Below are 19,492 nucleotides of genomic sequence, written 5' to 3' on the forward strand. Positions count from 1 at the left end.
TGGAAAGTACATAAAAAGGAGTTCCTATGAAAAAAACGTTTGTTTTGCTATTGGGTGCGATTGCGCTCAATGGTTGCAGCCAGACCCCACACTCTGATGCCGGACAGTTAGCAAACCGTCTGTTTGCGCTCAGTGCTGTTGATGGTCAGAGCGTAAAATCTCATGAAGGGATGAAACCGGGGATCGGGTTTAATGACAGTCTCCGGGTCAGCGGTGTGATGTGTAATCGTTTCTTCGGGCAGGGGCATCTGGAGCAGGGGCGACTGATTGTACCCATGCTGGCCTCGACGAAAATGATGTGCAGCGACCCACAGCTCAATCAGTGGGAACAGACGTTATCGGTGGTGCTGACGAAAGGGGCAGAGGTGAAATTGACTGAGCAAACGCTGACGCTGACGGGAAGTGGTCATACGCTGGAGTATACCGCACAGTAACGCGGACCTGACCCGTGTTGCACACCATCAGCACGGGTCGACCGTAAAAAAGGTCGACCCCTACAGGAATGACAGACCGTCTGCTCACTCACCGCTTTTCTGTTCCGGTCGGCCAGCACAGCACGATCTACCCGCGCAAATTTACAGCATTATCGTCATCAGATAGGCAATGAATAACGCCAGATGGGCGGCGCCATTCAACACATTCGTGCGTCCGGTCGAAAACGAAATCTGACACAGTAACAGCGCGGCAATCATCACCACCATCTGCGGTGGTTCAAGGCCAAAGATCAGCTGCTGCCCTGTCAGGGTCGCTATCAGCGTCACCGCAGGCACTGTCAGTGAAATTGTCGCCAGCACGGACCCGAAGAACAGGTTCATTGCGCGCTGCACCTGGTTCGCCAGCACCGCTTTAATTGCCCCCAATCCTTCCGGTGAGAGGATCAGTAACGCCACCAGGAAGCCGGTGAACTGTTCCGGTGCTTTCACCTCGGTCAGCAATGACTCCAGCGTATTCGCATTCATCTTAGTGACGGCAATCACCGCGACCAGATGCACCAGCAACCAGACGGTGTGCCAGGTGCTGGAATGCGCCGATGGCTTGCCATGATGCGGATCATCGCCTTCATCTTCATGCTCATAAACAAACAGACTCTGATGTGTTTTGGTCTGGATCAGCAGGAATACCCAGTACATAGCGGCTGAAATCCCGGAAACCAGCAGCGCCTGTCCAATGGAAAAGTTACCGCCGGGCAGGGCATTCGGAAACACCAGTACAATAATGCCAAGCGGAAAAATTGCGATAAGATATTGTTTGACCCCGGCCAGATTCACATACTGCGTGGCGAATTTACGCCCACCCAGCAACAGGGCAAAGCCCACCAGGCCACAGGTCACAATCATAATGATGGAGTAGAGGGTATCGCGCATCAGTGCCGGGGCAGCGTCGCCGGTCGCCATCAGCGCGGATATCAGACTCACTTCAAGAATAACAACGGAAAGGCTCAGGATCAGCGAGCCGTAAGGTTCGCCCAGACGATGTGCCAGTACGTCCGCATGACGTACCACGCTGAAGGCGCTGCTGAGGATGGCAACAAGGGCTATCAGGTTAATGCCGATGACTAGTGGCAGGGAATCTGTAGTGCCCCAGAACCACAAAATAATCAGAGCGATGACAGGGAAGGTAAGGGAATACTCGGTGTGGCGGGTTTTACTGCTCTCGTGCGCACTCATAGGCAAACGCTCCTTATCTGTATCCTGTTGGCCCGAATTGGCGAGGATCGCCACAGGCCTATTAAACATAGTCTGACAATATGAAAGACAAGTGGCGAGCTGGAAAAATATTCTGCTTGTACCAGGCTTATCAGAGGCCCTGAAAAGAGATAAAACATGCCCTATAATAATCGCAGTGCGTTACCCGACAGCGTCAGACATGTTCTGCCTGCGCATGCCCAGGATATCTATCTGGAAGCCTTTAACAGCGCCTGGGAGCAGTATAAAGATAAAGAGGACAGGCGCGGCGATGACTCACGTGAAGAGGTGGCGCATAAAGTCGCGTGGGCGGCTGTGAAGCACCAGTATCAGAAGGGGGATGACGACAAGTGGCATAAGAAATGACCAGGCGTTGCATCGATGAGGTGAACGCCCGGGAGGTATGGCTTAGCCTGCAGCGGTTGCACGCCGCCATTTCAGGCGCGCCGGCAGCCAGCGCTGGGTGACCTCCGGCGTCTGCTCGTCAATAAGCTGCGTCACCATCTCAAAACAGTTCCAGGCCAGCAGCCGCTCATCCTGGGCAACGGTATCAATACGTACTGATAATGCATCATACAGATAGTGGTCGTCGAAGCTGCTGAGGTGCATCGGCGTGTTCAGCAAGTCATGCTGGCTGAGGTAGCGCAGTACGCCTTCCTGAAGCCCGCAGGCGGCACAGAACAGCGCCTGAGGCACACGTCCCAGCCGTGAATAGAGTTCTGCAAATAACTCATAGCCAGAGCTGGCATGATAATGACCGTGCATAATCCATTCCGGTTTCACCTCGACTCCCGCACGCTCCAGCCCGAGACGGAACCCGGCCAGGCGATCGCGGGTGGGAGAAATGCGCGGCTGGCCACCAAAGAAATAAATCTCGTCATACCCTTCGCGTGCGACCGCTTCCATCAGCGTGGCGGTGGGGCCGGTCGCATCGGTGATCACCAGCGGCAGCGTCGACTCGCCCAGATGACGGTCAAAAAGCACCACTGGCAGCTGCTGGTTAATTTTCTGGTACTCGGTATCGTTTAGCTGACTTGAGGCGACAATCAGGGCGTCGACCTGGCGCTGGATCAGGTTATTGACCGCCAGCGTTTCCTGGCTGGCATTTTCTGCCGTGCAGGCGATCAGCAGCTGTAAACCTGCATCACGGCACAGCATCTCGAGTTCGTGAGAGAAACGGGCAAACCCCTGGTTGGTCATTTCCGGTACGACCAGCCCGATGGTGTTGCTGCGGGCAGAGTTGAGGGCGCGTGCGTGGATACTTGGCTGATAATGCTGCTGACGGGCGATCTCCAGCACGCGTTCACGTGTCGCTTCGGCCACGCGCAGCTCTTTCCCACGGCCATTGAGGACCAGACTGGCGGTAGATTTAGAAACGCCCGCCAGCCGGGCAATATCGTTAATCGTGATACGTTTGTTTTTAGTCACAGTGGCTTACGTGTGAGGGCTCATCGGCTTATTCTATCATGCATTGCTGCAAGCTCCAGTGACGCAGCCCGATCTCTCCCGTGCCGCTAAAATGCAACTCAGGGTTTGCGGACGGGAAATAGCGTGACGACATGACGGCTTCCCCCTCGTTAATGAAGATTTCTACGCTGGAGCGATCGCACATCAAGCGCAGCGTACGCACCTCACCCCGCCAGTGACGTTCTTCGGATTCACCGCTGCGCAGATTGTTGCGCCGCAGCGTCATGCCCTGAGCATGGATCGCCAGGTGTAATTCCCCCGCGAAATCAAGTTCACAGGCGCCGCTAACGGTCAGCGCCAGCTCGGCGCTGTTAACGGGCAGGGCAGGCAGCGTTTCCGCGCTGCCCGTACACTGGGTCTCTTCACCGCGCAGCTGTTGCAGTTCACGGGCGGGCTGCTGATACAACCGGTCACCTTGTAGCGTCAGCTCACGCGGACAGGTCATGATATGCATCCAGCCATTTGCCTGTGTGGGCTGGAAGAACTCATCGCCGTCAGGGATCCCCATCCAGCCAATCAGCATACGGCGACCGTCGTCGCTGAGGCAGGTTTGCGGTGCGTAAAACTCAAACCCCAGGTCAAGCTCGTGGAACTCATCATGACGGAACTGATGGGTGTTGTAGTCGAAGGAACCGCAGAAATAGCCACTCTGGAAGGTATTGCGCCAGCGCCACTCTTCAGACGGCAGCCCCTGCGGGCAAACCACCAGCACGCTGCGGCCATCCAGTTCAAACAGGTCAGGGCACTCCCACATATAGCCGAACTCGCCCAGCCCGTTCACGTGGCTTCCGGCAATTTCACCCAGCGATGTCCACTGATGCAGATCGGGGGAACGGAACAGCAGAACCTTGCCCTGCAACGCCAGATCCTGTGCACCCAGCACCATGTACCACAGGCCGTCGTGCTGCCAGACTTTCGGGTCACGGACGTGGCCAGTGTAGCCTTCCGGTAAGGCCAGCACCGGGCCATGCTTATGGAATTCACCCTGTTCGTCACGCGTGGCCAGGCACTGCCAGGCGGTGCGGCTGCCATCGTCAAACTTGACGTTTCCGGTGTAGAGCAGCGTCATCACCCCCTGGTTATCGACCGCGCTGCCGGAGTAACAGCCGTGGCTTTCATAGGATTCGGAAGGCGCCAGCGCCAGCGGTTCATGCCGCCAGTTGACCAAATCCGCCGAACTCCACTGGCCCCAGAACTTGGCGCCATGCGCGCAGGCCAGTGGGTTCCACTGATAGCACAGTACGTAACGCTGATTGAAGTGGATAAATCCGTTCGGGTCGTTCATTAACCCGACCGGCGGGGCAAGATGCCACGCCGGTCGATGATGATCGGCTGCCGCACGCTGCTGGCCGGAGAGGACCGCCCGCAATGCCTGTTTGAGCAGGTGGGCTTCACTCATGCTTTCACCTCGAATTTGATTTTCAACAGCAGTGACAGGACAAACGCCGTGCCGAAGGCGATAACCATGCCGATGAGATAATTGAGCATTGAACTGGCCTGCACAATCGCCATGCCAGGCAGTGCGGTTAGCCCTACGGCGGTCATATTCACGTGCATCGTCACGACCCAGGCACCGCCGAGCGCGCCACCCACCAGTCCGGCGATAAACGGTTTAATATAGCGCAGATTCACCCCGAAAATGGCGGCCTCGGTAATGCCCAGCATCGCCGAAAAAGCGGAGGGCAGTACGATACTGCGCACTTTGATATCACGGGTTTTAAACCACACCGCCAGGCAGGCCCCTCCCTGCGCCACATTCGCCATGGACCAGATCGGTAACAGGAAATTGACGCCAATCGACGGGTTGCCGAGTAATCCGGCCTCGATGGCATGGAAACTGTGGTGGATGCCGGTGATGACAATCACCGAATAAAGACCACCAAACAGCAATCCGGCCAGCCAGCCCGCATGGGCGATCAGCGTACTGAGAACCAGTGAAATGCCATCCCCGAGCATACGTCCTGCCGGGCCGATGATCAGCAGGGCGATAAAGCCGGAGATAATCACGGTCAGGAACGGGGTCAGGATAATATCCAGCGCATCCGGGATCACCCGACGCAGCCGCTTCTCGCAGTGGCTCATAAACCACACGGCCAGCAGCACCGGGAACACCGTTCCCTGATAGCCGATCATCGCAATTTCCAGCCCAAAGAAATTCATGGTATGGAAACCGCTGGCCACGCCCCAGGCATTGGTCAGCGCCGGGTGCGTGAGGATGCCACCCAGCGTGGCACCCAGATAGGGGTTGCCGCCAAACTCACGGGCGGCGGTAAAGCCGATCAGGATGGGCAGAATGATAAAGGCTGCCGAGCTGCACATATCCAGCATGATAAACAGCGCGCTACCGGCATCTACCCAGCCGTAGGTTTTCACCATCCCCAGCAGGCCCATCAGCAGGCCTGAAGCGACGATCGCCGGAATAATCGGCACAAAGATATTCGATAATACCCGGGCGATCCGCTGGAACGGATTCAGCTTCTGTGCTGCGATATCGGCCGCTTCGCTCTTGCTGGACTCGTTAATCCCGGCTTCCTTTACAAAGGCGGCGTGGACTTTGTTGACGATGCCGCTGCCGAAGATCACCTGCATCTGTCCGGCGTTGCGGAAGCAGCCTTTCACCCCTTCCAGCGCCTCAATGGCGTCTTTCTGCACTAACTCATCATCGACCATCACCAGCCGCAGACGCGTGGCGCAGTGCGCAGCGCTGGCTATATTTTCCCGACCACCGAGTAACGGCAGCAGTTCCCGGGCAATTTTTTCAAAATCCATCATGTCACCTTTTATTTATTGTGATGAGGTCATCAGAACCAGGTTTCCATCTGCACACCGAAGTTCCATTCGCCGCCTGCGCTGAAGCCGCTGCTGCCGAATGAATCGTCGCTGGCATAGCGATCAAGCGAGCTGTTCCAGTCCATCCAGCTGGCGAAGAGGCGGATCTCCGGACGGGTAAAGAAATCACCTATATCAGCCACTTTAAAGGTGGGGGCAACGGTGAGCTTCCAGAAACTGCCGGATACTGCCTGACGATCTTTATAGCCTTGCGGATCGAGGTCCATATACTGATAGCTGCCTTCGTAAGCGAGGGCAAAGTTTTGGTTAATCTCCTGGATCAAACGCGCATTGAGCGTGGTCCAGCGATAGTGGTCACCGGCGGCATAACGATCGCTGCTGGTTTGCGCCAGCACGGCCGGGGCAAAACTCCATGTTTTATTCAGCGGCGTGACGCCGTAGCTGGCGAGGCGCCAGGTTTCTGCCTGCTGGGTCAGATTGCCGTCAGAGCCGATGCCTTTCACTTCGGCCCCGAGCCCGCGACCATACAGCAGGGCGGTTTTCGCCGATCCTTCGCGCAGGCCCCAGAAACTGTCGTTGTGCAGTGCCAGCATAGCGTGAACACCGCTGTCACCGGCATTGTCATTCTCGCGGCTCGGATTCAGGCGCTCATCGTTATCTTTTGCCCGCAGCCCGCTGACCATCAGCTGGAATGGACCGGCAAAGTTATTGCTGGTGACAATGTAGTTCTGAATGGTGTTATCAATCGCTTCAATATCGCCGAAATTACGCCCGTACAGCGAGAAGTTACTCTTCAGGCCATCTGCCCACTGGACGTCATAGATCCCGCCCCCGGTGCCGGCAAGGAACACCACATCCGAGTCAAGCCAGTGAATATCGAAGTTATCGCGGTCAAAGCGTTTACCCGCCCACAGCGTGCTCTGGTCAAACACACCGGTGAATTCCGGTAAATTGCCCAGTTCAACAAACGCCTGACGAATGTTCAGTTCGCTGGTACTGCCTGTCCAGTCGTTATAATCCCGCTGACCGTCGGCCAGCATCGCTTTGAAGCGGGTGGTGGCACCGTTGGCAAGCTGCTGCTTGTGTTCAAAGTTCAGCTCAACGTAGGTGTTGTTTTCGTTACCCAGTCGCCCAACGGCACCGCCCGTGTCCCCGGCGGGTGTCAGGTAGGGGCCACTTTGCGTTCCCGCTGCGGAATCATTCATGATCAGACCGGAACGTGCATAGCCGTGGAATTCGAAACCGTCAGCGAAATTGCTGGTGCTGGTGGTCGCGGCGGTGGTGGCAGGAGCGGGGGCGCTGGCCGCTACAGGCAGGGCGGCGGGCTGTTTCTGTTGCTGTGTTTCCAGTCGGACGATTTTTTTCTCTGCTGTCTCGGCACGGTTTTCCGCGATCGCGGCACGATCTTCGGCTTTTTGCAGACGCTGCTCCATGGCCATCAGTCGCTCTTCCAGGCTGGTCAACGTGGGTGCGGCGAAGCTGAATGTCGGTACGGCTAAAGCGAGGCCAATGGCGGTCGCCAGAATACGAGGTTTGATCATTTGCACGGTTCCCAGTGTGATTGTTTTGTTTTTTTGCTAAACCGGTTCGATGCAGAGAGTAAGCGAAGCGGATTATGTATTTCAATCACATTGGCTAACCCGGTTTAGGAAGTGTGATCGGGTTGGCACTTTAGCGTCTGTTGGGGGGCTTGCGGCAGGCGGGGTTAAGGTTAAGGTCAACGTCAACGTCAACGTCAACGTCTTAAGGTCAAGGGCATTTCGCTTTCCCGCTACGCGGGCTGAGCGACCCAGGGCGGCCAGTCGCCGCCGCCCTGGGAACCCGGGCTTGCGGCAGGCGCATCGCCCGCTTGACGCGGGTTCCCTCAGTCGATCGGCTTTCCCGCCGGATCGGGCGTGACGGGACATCCCTGTCCCGGCTCACCCTCTCGCCGACGTCCTGTAGGCTCGTCCTGGAAATCCGCTCTCCTTCGGCGAGGCTTAATTGCCGCTCAAAAGGTCAACGGCCAGGTCAAAAGAACAATCAAAGACGGACTAAAAATAAACCAAACGCCAACGAACCATTCTTGGCTTTTGTTGGTGTTTTAATTTCTTAGATTTTTGTTTTGATGTTGAGGCGGCAATTAAGCTGCGCTGAGGAAGTGATGTGAACCAGGATGAACCGCCAGGACGGCGGTGAAAGCTCGGGCCGGCACAAGGATGTGCCGTCACGAGCGTTCCGTCGGTGAGCAACGCTTGCGAAGGCACCCGCTGAAAGCGGGCGCAGCGCCTGCCGCAAGCCCGGATTCCAAAGGGCGGGGCGACTGCCGCCCTTTGGTCGCTCAGCCCGCGCAGCGGGAAAGCGAAACGCTCTTGATCACCAGCATAAGGCAGGGCGGTCATCGCCCCTTTAGCGGTGGTCGCAGCCGCACCACTGCGCTGCGCCTGTTGAATGGCATCATCAAGCCGCTCCGGCACCAGCGGATGTGCTTCGGTCGCCAGCGCAGCCAGCAGACCGGCCACAAATGCATCACCCGCACCCGTGGTATCCACTACGTCAACGCGGGGAGCGGCAAAGTGCTGAACAGATCCGTCCTGCCACAGGTAAACGCCTTTACTGCCACAGGTTCAGGGCAGAAAGCTCATCTTCTGACAGCTTGATAATGTCAGCCAGCGCAAACGCATCGGCCAGTACAGCAGCCATTTCCACAGGGTCTGACCATAAATCATCGCGTAGATTCGGATCGAAACTGACCCATCCTCCAGCCATTTTTATCGCGCGCATCGCCTGCATCGCCGCGCTGCGTGAGGGTTCTGCACTCAGGGCGATGGAGCATAAATGCAGCCCTTCACCGGCATGGAAAGGAGGCAAACGGTCGGCACTGAGAAACAGGTCAGCCGCAGGACGCACCATAAACGTAAACTGGCGTTCTCCCTCAGCATCCAGACTGACCAGTACCGTCGAGGTACGCTGACCCGGGGCGCGGTACATCCAGTCGATATTCACGTTTTCATGGTGCAGGGTCTGTTGCAGGAATTCACCAAAGGGGTCATCGCCAACGCAGCCGATAAAGGCGCTGTGGCCGCCAAGGCGGGCAATACCCACGGCCACATTGGCAGGGGCACCGCCGGGGCACTTCAGCAAATGTGTTTCCCCCTCGGGCAGGAGGTCTACTACCGCATCGCCCAGTACCCAAATTTTCTTGCTCATTGTCATTATCCTGAAGTGGTTATCTGACGAAAAGCTAAACTGGTTTAGCAAAAAAATCAAAATTCTTTTATCGTTTTGACGAGGGTTGGGTGAGAGAAGGCGTAAAGATTTTCCTCTGGCTGCCGATCACCTTAAGTGAAACTTTTTTCTTTTGTGATCGCCTTCAAACTTGATTGCGTACGCGGAAATGCATAAGGTCGTTAGTAGCATTCAGATGTTGCTGAAAACGAGACAGGAACCCGGTATTTGAAGCGGATGAAGTCGCTGCCGGTACGCTGAAAGGCTGGCACCGGGCGTTCTGTCTGCGGCTGACCGCCGGGCGCGGCACCGCCAGCCAGCCAGGACGTATGCTGGCGCTGAAAGAGGGCGGCCAAACCACCGGACTGGCATTCTGCCTGCCCGAGGAAAAGCTGCACGAAGAGCTGGAACTGCTGTGGAAGCGTGAGATGATCACCGGCTGTTATCTGCCGACCTGGTGTGACATGGCGCTGGATGACGGGCGCACGGTAACCGCACTGGTGTTTGTGATGGACCCGCGTCACGCTCTGTATGAGCCGGACTCCTGCCCGAAAACCATCGCGCCTTTGATCGCACAAGCGAAAGGGCCATTGGGTACCAACGCGCAGTATCTGTTTTCGCTGGAAACAGAGCTGAAGCAGCGGGGGATGCATGACGACTGTCTGACAGATCTGGTGCAGCGTGTGCGTGAATTACAGCAGTGCCACAATGGATTGGTGGGATAACCGCATCGCGATGACCCACACGGAATAACGTCAAACGTGCATCCCGTGTGGGCATCGATCTCGCAGAACTAGCGGCCCGGGTTAATTAACCAGGTGCCTGCATGATCAATCTTCAACTGCTGACTGTGAACACCGGTTGATGTACGCACTTCCAGATGATAATCCCCCGCCGCCAGGTTCAACGACGCGTAACCGCTGTTGTTAGGCTTGACCTCCATCACGCTGCCGTTCAGCAGCAGAGAGTCGTTACCGCTCAGCTTCAGGTAGACGGTTGCCATTGCCGGCGCGCTGGCGACAGGTGTTTGCACGGTGGCGGTAACGCTGCCGGGGGTATTGCTGGCGGCAGCAGAATGCTCGGGTGCCACATTATCGCCACGATTCAGTCCCCACACCAGGGCCGCTACCGCGATGACCGCCAGACCGCTGACGCGCGGTGCCATAACCTTCACTCACCGGAGAATCGAGCAGGGCGGCCAGGTCATCAATGGACTGCGGACGCTGTTGCGGGTCCATCTGTAACGCCTGGTCAATCGCATTGAGCAGCGACAGGGAGTAGCCTTCCGGGCGTAATGTGCTGAGCGGCTGGTAGTGATCTTCGATGCAGCGCACCACGCTGACCGGCGGCGGATTGCCCGTAATCAGCGTATGCAGCACGGCGCCCAGCGCATAGATATCGGTCCAGGGACCCTGATCGCTGTCGCCTTCTTCGCTGTACTGTTCAATCGGCGCATAACCCGGTTTCAGCATAATCTCCGTTTCATCGGAAAGGTTACCGATCTCTTTGCGCGCCGAACCGAAGTCGAGCAAGACCGGCAGTTGATTTTCCTGAATCTGAATATTATCCAGCGAGATATCACGGTGCAGATAACCGGCGCGGTGGAGGGTATTGATGGCACCGAACAGCGGCGGGAGCAGCTGGCGTATCCATGCCTCGTTAATGCTTTCCGGGCTGCCCTGTTGCCACTCTTTCAGCGTCATCCCACTGTAAAACAGCGTCCCCATATACGCGGTGCCGTTCTCTTCCCAGAAACGCAGGACGTGCAGCAGTCCCGGGTGATTAAACCGTGCCAGCAGACGTGCTTCCTGGATAAAACTGTTCAGTCCGGCGTTAAATAAGCGCTGGTAGCGTTCGCCGCGCAGCTGGATGGCGAGATCATCGTTGCGGCTGGCCAGTGACACCGGCAGATACTCTTTGATCGCAATCGTCCGTTCCAGCAGGTGATCCCAGGCGCGGTACACAATGCCGAAACCGCCGCCACCGATCACTTCCTTGATTTCAAACTCATTAAAACGGTAGCCCGCCGGGAGGGCGTTCGGGACATTTTTTTGTTGTTCGTTTGCCGACATAGTGAAACGCTCCTGGCGTCCTGATAAACGGGGTTTAGTTAACGGTGCGCCAGGCGCCAATCGCCGGGTCGGCCAGGTCGGCGTGCAGGTCATCCACCAACAGCACGTTCACTTTCACACCTGCGTCGATGATGCCTGACCAGGTTTTGCGTACGGCATCCACCGTTGCTTTCAATGCAGCCCCATCGCTGGCCTGCGCTTTGTCCATTTTCACCAACAGCGCACCATCAAATGACCACACATGCAGGTTATTATTAAAGGGCAGCACCAGCCAGCTGTTAGGGGCATCGCGCCGTGCCAGCACCAGGCGCTGGTTATTCACTGCCACCACATCCAGGGAGTCTGGCTTCGGATGCAGATGCGTCAGCGGATAGCCCTGATAGAAACTGACGGCCAGCGGTTCGCGCGAGTTACCCTGAGCCAGCGTCAGTGTACTCGAGCCTTCCAGCCAGCCTTCGGTAGAGCAATTCATCGTTTTATCGTCAGGGATAAACAGCGACTGGCCGTTATCATCCCACCAGGTACGGAAATGGCAGCCGCCGGGAAGATCGAAATGCTGCAACGGCTCGGCGTTAGCCGGCTGCGAGAGATCGAGTGGCGAGGCATTACTGGCCGTTGCCGTCGCGGTGGCATCCGCGGTGACAATCGGGCGCCAGCTCTGCTCTTTTGCCGCCGTGCCGGTCGCCAAAACCGTGCCTTTACCATTGGTCATCTGCCAGGGCAGTTCCAGCAGTTTGCCACATTGATTTTGCAGTAAATTTCCCACGCGCGGTAAGAAGCTGGTCAGCACGCCCGATTCGGTACTTTTACCGGAAACGATGCGCAGGTTAAGCGTCTCCTGGCACCATGCCGCAGGCGTGTTGCTGGTCACATTATCGATAAACACTTCCAGCTCAAGGCTGGGGGAATAGACCACTCGATAGTCTGCCGCCTGGGCCGTGGTGGCGAACAACAGAGTCAATGTAGCTGGCAACCAAAATTTCATAGCATTCCTTGGTGTTAATCGCGTGGCGGCAGAAAACGGGCAGAATCCGCCATGGAAAAGAGTAATGTGGTCTCTTGAGGTGAACCCACCCATACCGCCACGGCGCTCAGATTATCTGTTTTTGCGCTACGGTCGATGGCTTTTTGCATCAGCGCCAGCCACTCGGCAGGGGAATTAACCATACGAAGCGCCTGCTCCATCTCGGCGGGCGTCAGGTTACTCCAGAAACCATCCGTGCAAATTAAAAATGCGTCACCATCTTCCAGCGCCATCACTTCGCTGTAACCATGCGGACTCGCGGTATCAGCACCCAGGGCGTTATACAGTAAATTACTGTTAATTCCCGTATTTTCGTAACCTGCATCCTGCAACTGCTGTACCAGACTGTGGTCGCGGGTGACGCTATGGACGACCCCGCGACGGAAGAGATAGACCCTGCTGTCCCCGGCATGTACCCACCAGGCGTGCAGGGCATCACGGTTAATAAACAGCGCAGCCAGCGTGGTGCTCATCTGGTGAAATTTCGGATTAATCTCCTGCACATGGCGAATAGCTTGCTCGGTATTGTCTATCAGCGTAGCCGTATGCTCGGGGTGCAGGGGCGCTTCGCCGTCCAGCTGACCAAGCAGGGTATCGCGGGCAATCTGCGCGGCCAGTTCGCCACCCGCACTTCCTGCCACACCATCGCAGACCATAAAGCAGGCACTGTGTTGCCCCAGCAGGGCGCCAGTGGTGTCTTGATTGCTTTCACGCTGGCCGATCTGGCTGGTGGCAAAATAATTGATATTCATGCATCTTCCGGGGGAGTTTGCGAATCTTTATATTGATTAACTTCCACATCGTAAGCGTGCAGGAATGCTTCACCAAACAGGGTGTGGAAGTCATCCTCAATTTCCCCCGCGGTCTGCTGATAGTGGCGCATAAAATAGTCCCAAAGTGCCGCTTTCTTCGTGCTGCTCAGCGCCAGACGTGGCACCACGCCATCGCGACGGGCCAAATCTTCCAGCCGCTGCGGATTAAAGGATTGCAACATTGCGGCAATAATGGCGCGAATACCGGCGATCATCCCCAACTGGTGGGCCTGTAAATCGACCAGCGCATCGCGTACTGCCTGCTCCGGTGGCATAAAGCCTGGCATCTGGCTCTGGTAAATCTGCATCAATACGGTTTTACCGGAGGGGAGGATCTTAAAGGGATTATTCGCCTCATTAAGGATCATGGTCATCTCTGCCTTAACCCCGCGCTTGAGGATCGAGCGTGACGAGAGCAACGCAACCGTTCCCTGTGAGAACAGGCTCAGCATACGCCCGGTGGTACGCATCTGGTCTTCAGTTAGTGGGGTTTTCTCCAGCGTGGTATCCAGCCCCATACCGTCCAGCAGGGCGGCCAGCAGACGCTGTTCACGCGAGCCCTCAGCACTGCTGTCATGAGCGCCAGCGGGCGCATCGTGACTGACCGGATCGATGCCCAGCCGGGCCACCGTCTGGCGCGCCGATCGCAGCCCAAGCGCCTCGGCAGTGAGGCTTTCCATCTGCGGCACGATAAGGTCATCAGCGGTGTGCTGCATTCTTAAGGGATCGTCATTGCTGCCATCATCGTCAGCAAACAGCGACAGCGGATCAATATGTTGCTCTGTGGGGACCGTAACGCGCTGCGGGTCGCTGACATCAATCTGATAAGGGCCAATGGCTAAGGTATCGCCGTGATCAAGCATCACCTGGCTGCCGCGCATCAGTTCGCTGCCGTTGTGGATCACCGCGATCACACTGCCCTGGTTGGTCAGACGGCAGTCGCCGTTTGCCGCCACATGCACCAGCGCCTGTAAACGAGAGATTGCCCGGTCAGGGTCGGGCAGCACCAGATCGTTATCAACGCTGCGGCCAATCGTGCCGCCTGGTGGCAAAAAATCACAGGCGGTTACCGGAACATCGGCCTGATTCTGCAAAATGGTCAATCGCATGCGTTTTTCCTGCAATGAGGCACGAAGGCCTGATCACTCTATTCAAACATCGGCGGATAGAGTCCGTGACGGCCCGACAGCGATCCGGCTGCCGGATGAAATAACTGCGAAAACAGCTGAGCGGTCAAATTACCGCTGTGCTTATGGCTGGCAAGCGGATAGCCATCGCTCTGATTAGTCCACCAGTAACTGGTGTACTGTAAGGGGTCAAAGCGCGTGGCGACTTCCCGCCAGGCCAGCGTACACGGCAGATCCTGATAGCCAATCACATCCATAATATCGGAGCGCCCGGTGTCCGGTAACGACAGCGGTGGGATGCCCCGCAGCGCCTGTTCCAGCCAGTCGGCGGAGTGCATCTGTTGTATGGCCTGATTCATCGTGGCGCCCAGCTCCTGGAACCATTCCCCGGAGATGGACAGCTGAGCCGGGTGCCAGGCTTTTACCGGCACGCTCTGAATAACCAGCAACGGCCATGCGCGCCCGACTCTGTCGCGCGACGGCATCATGCAGCCGATCTGCACGCGTTGTACGCCCAAGGTGGCGGGCAGCGCGAATCAATACCTGCGGCATCCGGCGCAGTAAAAAGTCGCCTGCCGTAGGAAGCTTGCCATACCATCCCAGGTCATTTTTTACTGCCATGACGACGACCTTCTCAGTGAGCTGCGGTGAGTTGTCTGACCATCAGCGCGTTATCACGCATATAAGGCGAACTTAGTATCTGACGATCCAGTAACTGACTTAAATGCCAGTCCAGCTGCTGGATTTGCTGTGTCGTGACGCTGGACGGCAGGCTGCGTTGCAGATTCTGCATCACCCAGCCGCGCAGGAACTCGCCGTCATAGCTGCGCGGCTGGTACAGCATCTGATAAGCGCGCAGGGCATTACGGCTGAACTCAGCATCTTTGCCGTCATCATTGCGTAGGGTTTGTGCGATGGTCTGCGCCACACGCGGCAGCAACAATGCTCTCAAAGCCCCCTGATACAGGCCCCAGGTCGCCTCACTGATCTGGTCCCCCCGGTACAGTCCGCCACGCAGGCTGAGCGGAGGAGCATTCAGTGAAAACTGGCTGCTTTCAGGTAATGCCACCAGACGGTTTAAGAAGGGTAGCAGATCCAGGATGTTGCCGTGATTATTGCCGGTCAATTGCACCGCTTCCCGCGTCACGGCAGGTAAGCGTGTGGACACCTGTTCCAGATAGTGCTGATTCTTATAATAGCTGGTGATCCACAAGGCTGACGCCGCCACTAACGCCACGCCGAGCACCGCATAGCCTGCCCGGTGTAGCAGACGGTTGCGCTGTTCCCAGGAGCGATCGCTGCCCGCCAGGCGGCGCTCTTTAAACACTACATCACGCAGCAGGCCGTGAATAAAGTAGCTCTGTCCCTTATTCGCCGGGATCGGAGCGCTGCGATTCACACTGTCCCAGCTGGCAATCGACTGCCCCTGAGGTTGTGGCAGTTGCAGCTTGCGTGACAGTTCGCCCATCACCCGGTCAAACGGCAAGCCTTCTTGTGTCCCGCTGGTAAAGAACAAACCGCGTGCAGCCCAGGGTGTTTCGCTGTTTTCCGGCGAGAAAACAATATCCAGATATTCAGCCAGAAGGGGACGCAGCGCGCTGAACTCCTGAGGAAACTGGAAACATTCAGCACGCAGGGTAAGGTCGCTTTCCTGTGCCATTTTGTCGCTGAGATCGGCCATCAGCCGGGATAAAAGGCACTGAAACTGCTGTTCAAATTGAGCGTGAAGTCGGCGATCGCCCAGGCCTGGCTCCCAGGGGAAAGTGAAGCCCCAAATCTGTTCACGTTGCTGCTTATCCAGCCGGGCGAAGTAACGCATAAAACCTTTGAGCAGGTCGGTCCATGATATACACCGGGAAGGGGATACCAGTTTGCTGGTGTAATTCTGCCATGCGCTGGCGTAGCGCCGTGGCCTGCGCATGGCGGGCCTCTGCTGAGTCGCTCAACAGCTCCGCCACGCTGATGGTCATGATCACGCCATTGATGGGCTGGCGCGGGCGATAGCGCTTTAACAGGGTGATAAAGGTTTGCCATTCGCTTGCATCGCGTGCGCGCTGGTTCTCTTGCAGGGTATAACGCCCGGCAGTATCCAGCAGTACGGCCTCGCCGGTAAACCACCAGTCGCAGTGGCGGGTGCCGCCGATACCGCGCAGCGCGCTTTTCCCCATCGCATCACTGAGCGGGAAGTCGAGGCCGGAATTAATCAGTGCTGTGGTTTTACCGGCACCAGGCGCACCGACGATCAGATACCAGGGAAGCTGATAGAGATACTGCGCGCTGAAACGCTGTAGCCAGCCTTTACGTTTGCCAAACTGGGTTTTCTTTAACAGCATCGCCGCTTCACTGAAGCGGTTATTGAGCATTTCACCCGTAGCCTGTAATTCCGCGTGGTCGATATTGCTGAGTTGCAGGCGTGTCAGCAACTTGCTGTTGAACCAGGCGCGGTAAAGCTGAGGGATAAGCTGAAAGAGTATCCACAAAAAGTAGCACAGACCGATTAACAGCTGGCGATTTAATGGGCTGTCCAGCGACTGGAAACGGGTAAAAGGCAGCAGCGGTCCCACCATCCAGATCAGGGCAGACAGCGCGGTAACACCGACCAGCCCCCATAACAGGCGGCTGGAGAGCAGTGAAAAGAAAGTCTTCAGCATTAATTTTTCCCCGGAGTGTGGCTGTCGTCTGACTCAGGGGCAGCGAACAGGGTGATTTCAACGCGGCGGTTCTGCGCGCGATTTTCGCTACTGTCGTTCGGTAACAGTGCACCGCTATCACCCCGGCCCTGTGCGCGCACGTTGATGCCTGGCTGGGCGATCAACTGCGCCATCATGCTGCTGATGGCGCGCGCCTGGGTGGCAGAGTATTCATAGTTTGAGGGAAAACGGCTGGACAGTATCCGCTCGTCATCCGTAATAAGCGATTGGCGCTGTCGGTGACATCAACCTTACGTTCGGCAATCAGATCGCTCAGACGCAGGCGTAAATCGAGCAGGGCCTGCGGAGCTGCACCGCGCTGTCCTGCGACCACTTTTGGCAGCGGCGTTTGCCAGATCTGCCGCAGTAGCGGTTCTGCTGCATAAACAGAAATGGATCACTTCCAGTAGCCAGAGGTGCTGGGTGGGATTCTGGGAAATGCGTGCGAGCAGCTGAAAGACTTTTTCGCCGCCCCAGCTTTCATTATGGAACGTGACCAGCAAACCATTGCCGGACCAGACGCCACGGCTGCCCCAGGGGGTTTGTGCTGCGGCTTCGTCCATCACCGCGCAAAGTGTATAGCGGGCACCAATAATCATTTCAAACGGCATGCCAGTCTGTTTGCAGCGTGTTTCGAACTGGCGTATTTCATCGATCAGCTGATGGCGTAAACCGGCCGGATCGTCATGGGTGGCCGCCAGACGAATTTGTACAATGGCATTGAGCAGCGGAGCTGGGTCAACGGGAAATTCCGACGTCATCAGGATGTGTTAATCTCGGCTGTGTGCCAGCAGGCAAATAGGGTCAACTTCACCGTAGAGTGAATAAAACGCTTTTGCTGCCATCCGTGGCAACGGTGAGGCCTTATCCGGCGCGCTTACTCCAGAATCCAGGTCGCCGTATTATTGTTGCGGCAGGCTTTGCTCTTACCGCCAACATCGACGCACACTTTCTTGCTGTTTTTACGCGGGCGCGGGCGGTCACTGCGCAGTGTGGCATCGTACATATCGCTCTTCACCCCAGCTTTCAGCGGCACGTAGCCAATCAGCTGTTGCTCATCAACGTCAGCAATGGCGAACCAGCGGTTCTCCACTTCACCCAGCACCAGGAACGGCTTACCGTTTTCCAGATAGCGCACCACTTTGCCACTATAGTCGGGACGGGTCATGACAGACGCATTATACAGGGCGCGATAATTCTCATTCACTGGAGTGAAGGATGCGGGGGCTTTCACCGCATAGCGATGCGTTAACGTTACGCCATCAACAACGCTGCTGACGACGGTGTCATCAGTGACAGGCGGTGGAGGCGCTTTGCATCCCGCTAAAGTGAGCACGGCCAGCAGGGTAAACGCGATGCTAATTTTCACATTGGTCCTCGTTAATATCATCTATAAATCGGGTTCTTTACAGACGCGACAGGGCGGCATTAAACGACGCCATATCGTGTTATTAAAAGTCAATTACTCTGTACGTTCCAGGAAAAAATCTCACAGGTTTACATAAAGATAATTCTCATGTCAGTTTACCTGACGCTTTTGGGAATGGAAACCATTGCAGGTTGCTTAGAAACCACACGCTGGCTGACTATCACGTAATTGAATGAATAAATATGACTAATTGATTCCGTATCACTCCAGTAAACAGGCACTATGCCTTTTTTCAGTGAAATGCCAGTCAGGTTCGTCGCGCCATCCCGGCACGGTAATTGCTTAGCCAGACCTTTTGAATGCTAGCGGAGTTAAGTCGATGACAGATCATTATCCTTCTGCGCTGGCGTATCTTCTGGCATCACGGCAGCGGGAAATCGCCAGCCTGCGCTCCCTTTTACAGAGCGGAAGGCGGCGTATTGCCTGCACGACTGCACGAACTGATGAGCAGGGCGCGGCAATGGCGCTGCGCTGGCATCAGTCTTTGAGCCAGCGGATCGATGGGCTGAAAACGGTGGAAGATTGTCTTGCTCGCGCACTGATGCAGCGCTGCCGCCAGAGTATTGCTGCGGCTGAAGCTCAGCGGGATATCACCCCGATCGACCTGCAACAACAGATGCAAAAAAGTGCCCGTGAGCCGGCCTGGAGCGTCTTCATCGCTGGAAATGACGGACGGGCACCTGTTTCGTCAGGCACGCAGGAGCCCGGTGGGCTGACACCTCAACTGGGACGGTCATTACTGGCGCTGATCCAGCAGCAGTCACAGCGGCTTCAGGATCAGGATAATGAGCTGGCCGCCATGCGAGCCAGTATTGAGGATCGTAAGCAGATCGACCGCGCCAAAGTGTTACTGATGCAGCACCACGGCTACAGTGAAGAGCAAGCCTGGCAGGCGCTACGTAAAATGGCGATGAATCAGAACAAGCGCATGGCGGATATTGCCAGCGCACTGCTGGCGGTGGCTTCTGCATTTGCGTCTCAGGACAACTAAGCGTGTGCACAAAGATTGTGCACCTTTTGCTTCACCGCAGCGCACAACGACGTGCCTGGCGGCGGAAGCCGCGCTTAACGTGCGTAGTCGAAAGCTAAAGTACTGATCGCACAGCGGCATATAAACAGCTGTACCGGACCCGGTTCTGGCACAGTGTTTGCAAGTTATCTTGCAGTTGTTAAGACAAAATAACATGCA

At 56.5% G+C, this 19,492-nt stretch carries 12 protein-coding genes and 6 pseudogenes; 4 read left to right on the plus strand and 14 right to left on the minus strand.

The features are described 5' to 3' along the window. Window positions 1–26: 26 nt before the first annotated feature. Window positions 27–434 (plus strand): META domain-containing protein, encoded by a 408-nt coding sequence (locus WH277_RS16110; RefSeq protein ID WP_339505952.1) that lies wholly within the window; start codon window positions 27–29, stop codon window positions 432–434. 141 nt (window positions 435–575) lie between these two features. On the opposite strand, the gene chaA is transcribed toward WH277_RS16110, so the two are convergent. Continuing rightward, on the minus strand, window positions 576–1,667 hold the full coding sequence (gene chaA / locus WH277_RS16115) for a sodium-potassium/proton antiporter ChaA (protein ID WP_133845408.1): 1,092 nt from the start codon (window positions 1,665–1,667) through the stop codon (window positions 576–578). Window positions 1,668–1,823: 156 nt separating this feature from the next. Between chaA and chaB the strand changes: the two genes are divergently transcribed. Next, on the plus strand, window positions 1,824–2,051 hold the full coding sequence (chaB, locus tag WH277_RS16120) for a putative cation transport regulator ChaB (RefSeq protein ID WP_159337243.1): 228 nt from the start codon (window positions 1,824–1,826) through the stop codon (window positions 2,049–2,051). A gap of 42 nt (window positions 2,052–2,093) precedes the next feature. On the opposite strand, the gene WH277_RS16125 is transcribed toward chaB, so the two are convergent. The 5 genes and pseudogenes from WH277_RS16125 to WH277_RS16145 form a co-directional block, all read right to left on the minus strand. Then, window positions 2,094–3,113, minus strand: a complete 1,020-nt coding sequence (locus WH277_RS16125; RefSeq protein WP_133845405.1) for a substrate-binding domain-containing protein — start codon at window positions 3,111–3,113, stop codon at window positions 2,094–2,096. 28 nt (window positions 3,114–3,141) lie between these two features. Further along, window positions 3,142–4,551, minus strand: coding sequence for a sucrose-6-phosphate hydrolase (locus WH277_RS16130; RefSeq protein ID WP_339505953.1), 1,410 nt, complete (start codon window positions 4,549–4,551; stop codon window positions 3,142–3,144). Then, a complete protein-coding gene (locus tag WH277_RS16135; protein ID WP_133845479.1) occupies window positions 4,548–5,921 on the minus strand; it encodes a sucrose-specific PTS transporter subunit IIBC in 1,374 nt (457 codons plus the stop codon). Before WH277_RS16135 ends, WH277_RS16130 begins: the two co-directional genes overlap by 4 nt. A gap of 32 nt (window positions 5,922–5,953) precedes the next feature. Next, complete coding sequence (locus WH277_RS16140) at window positions 5,954–7,483, minus strand: carbohydrate porin (RefSeq protein ID WP_339505954.1); 1,530 nt, start codon at window positions 7,481–7,483, stop codon at window positions 5,954–5,956. An 804-nt stretch (window positions 7,484–8,287) separates the two neighbouring features. Beyond that, window positions 8,288–9,131: pseudogene (locus tag WH277_RS16145) on the minus strand (aminoimidazole riboside kinase); the annotation flags it as partial. A 236-nt stretch (window positions 9,132–9,367) separates the two neighbouring features. On the opposite strand from WH277_RS16145, the pseudogene WH277_RS16150 reads away from it, so the two are divergent. Then, window positions 9,368–9,874: pseudogene (locus WH277_RS16150) on the plus strand (gamma-glutamylcyclotransferase); the annotation flags it as partial. 68 nt (window positions 9,875–9,942) lie between these two features. On the opposite strand, the pseudogene WH277_RS16155 reads toward WH277_RS16150, so the two are convergent. From WH277_RS16155 to WH277_RS16190, 8 genes and pseudogenes are all read right to left on the minus strand, one after another. After that, window positions 9,943–11,221, minus strand: a pseudogene (locus tag WH277_RS16155) (serine/threonine protein kinase). A 34-nt stretch (window positions 11,222–11,255) separates the two neighbouring features. Continuing rightward, window positions 11,256–12,206, minus strand: a complete 951-nt coding sequence (locus tag WH277_RS16160; protein WP_159337239.1) for a hypothetical protein — start codon at window positions 12,204–12,206, stop codon at window positions 11,256–11,258. Between the two features lie 14 nt (window positions 12,207–12,220). Continuing rightward, window positions 12,221–12,997, minus strand: coding sequence for a PP2C family protein-serine/threonine phosphatase (locus WH277_RS16165; RefSeq protein ID WP_159337238.1), 777 nt, complete (start codon window positions 12,995–12,997; stop codon window positions 12,221–12,223). Beyond that, complete coding sequence (gene tagH, locus WH277_RS16170; protein ID WP_133845388.1) at window positions 12,994–14,166, minus strand: type VI secretion system-associated FHA domain protein TagH; 1,173 nt, start codon at window positions 14,164–14,166, stop codon at window positions 12,994–12,996. The genes WH277_RS16165 and tagH overlap by 4 nt, the downstream gene beginning before the upstream one ends. A gap of 38 nt (window positions 14,167–14,204) precedes the next feature. Next, window positions 14,205–14,805: pseudogene (gene tagF, locus WH277_RS16175) on the minus strand (type VI secretion system-associated protein TagF). A 28-nt stretch (window positions 14,806–14,833) separates the two neighbouring features. Continuing rightward, window positions 14,834–16,835 (minus strand): annotated as a pseudogene (gene tssM, locus WH277_RS16180) (type VI secretion system membrane subunit TssM); the annotation flags it as partial. Next, a pseudogene (gene icmH, locus WH277_RS16185) lies at window positions 16,835–17,635 on the minus strand (type IVB secretion system protein IcmH/DotU). The pseudogenes tssM and icmH, both read right to left, overlap by 1 nt. A 116-nt stretch (window positions 17,636–17,751) precedes the next feature. Further along, complete coding sequence (locus tag WH277_RS16190; protein ID WP_339505955.1) at window positions 17,752–18,264, minus strand: SH3 domain-containing protein; 513 nt, start codon at window positions 18,262–18,264, stop codon at window positions 17,752–17,754. Window positions 18,265–18,622: 358 nt separating this feature from the next. Here WH277_RS16190 and WH277_RS16195 point away from each other — a divergent pair, with 358 nt between their 5' ends. Next, window positions 18,623–19,294 carry an ANTAR domain-containing response regulator gene (locus WH277_RS16195; RefSeq protein ID WP_339505956.1) on the plus strand — a complete coding sequence of 224 codons (672 nt, stop codon included), beginning with the start codon at window positions 18,623–18,625 and terminating at the stop codon, window positions 19,292–19,294. The last annotated feature ends 198 nt before the right edge of the window (window positions 19,295–19,492 follow it).

Origin of the sequence: Erwinia sp. MYb416 (assembly GCF_037479575.1) — a bacterium.
Classification (GTDB): Bacteria; Pseudomonadota; Gammaproteobacteria; order Enterobacterales; family Enterobacteriaceae; genus Erwinia; species Erwinia rhapontici.

What these genes read in the sequence shown, in the direction of transcription:
- tagH (WP_133845388.1), bottom strand. Translation starts at nt 14,166, where the DNA reads ATGCGATTGACCATTTTGCAGAATCAGGCCGATGTTCCGGTAACCGCC.
- chaB (WP_159337243.1), top strand. Translation starts at nt 1,824, where the DNA reads ATGCCCTATAATAATCGCAGTGCGTTACCCGACAGCGTCAGACATGTT.
- WH277_RS16165 (WP_159337238.1), bottom strand. Translation starts at nt 12,997, where the DNA reads ATGAATATCAATTATTTTGCCACCAGCCAGATCGGCCAGCGTGAAAGC.
- WH277_RS16195 (WP_339505956.1), top strand. Translation starts at nt 18,623, where the DNA reads ATGACAGATCATTATCCTTCTGCGCTGGCGTATCTTCTGGCATCACGG.
- WH277_RS16160 (WP_159337239.1), bottom strand. Translation starts at nt 12,206, where the DNA reads ATGAAATTTTGGTTGCCAGCTACATTGACTCTGTTGTTCGCCACCACG.
- WH277_RS16135 (WP_133845479.1), bottom strand. Translation starts at nt 5,921, where the DNA reads ATGGATTTTGAAAAAATTGCCCGGGAACTGCTGCCGTTACTCGGTGGT.
- WH277_RS16110 (WP_339505952.1), top strand. Translation starts at nt 27, where the DNA reads ATGAAAAAAACGTTTGTTTTGCTATTGGGTGCGATTGCGCTCAATGGT.
- WH277_RS16140 (WP_339505954.1), bottom strand. Translation starts at nt 7,483, where the DNA reads ATGATCAAACCTCGTATTCTGGCGACCGCCATTGGCCTCGCTTTAGCC.
- WH277_RS16190 (WP_339505955.1), bottom strand. Translation starts at nt 18,264, where the DNA reads ATGATATTAACGAGGACCAATGTGAAAATTAGCATCGCGTTTACCCTG.
- WH277_RS16130 (WP_339505953.1), bottom strand. Translation starts at nt 4,551, where the DNA reads ATGAGTGAAGCCCACCTGCTCAAACAGGCATTGCGGGCGGTCCTCTCC.
- chaA (WP_133845408.1), bottom strand. Translation starts at nt 1,667, where the DNA reads ATGAGTGCGCACGAGAGCAGTAAAACCCGCCACACCGAGTATTCCCTT.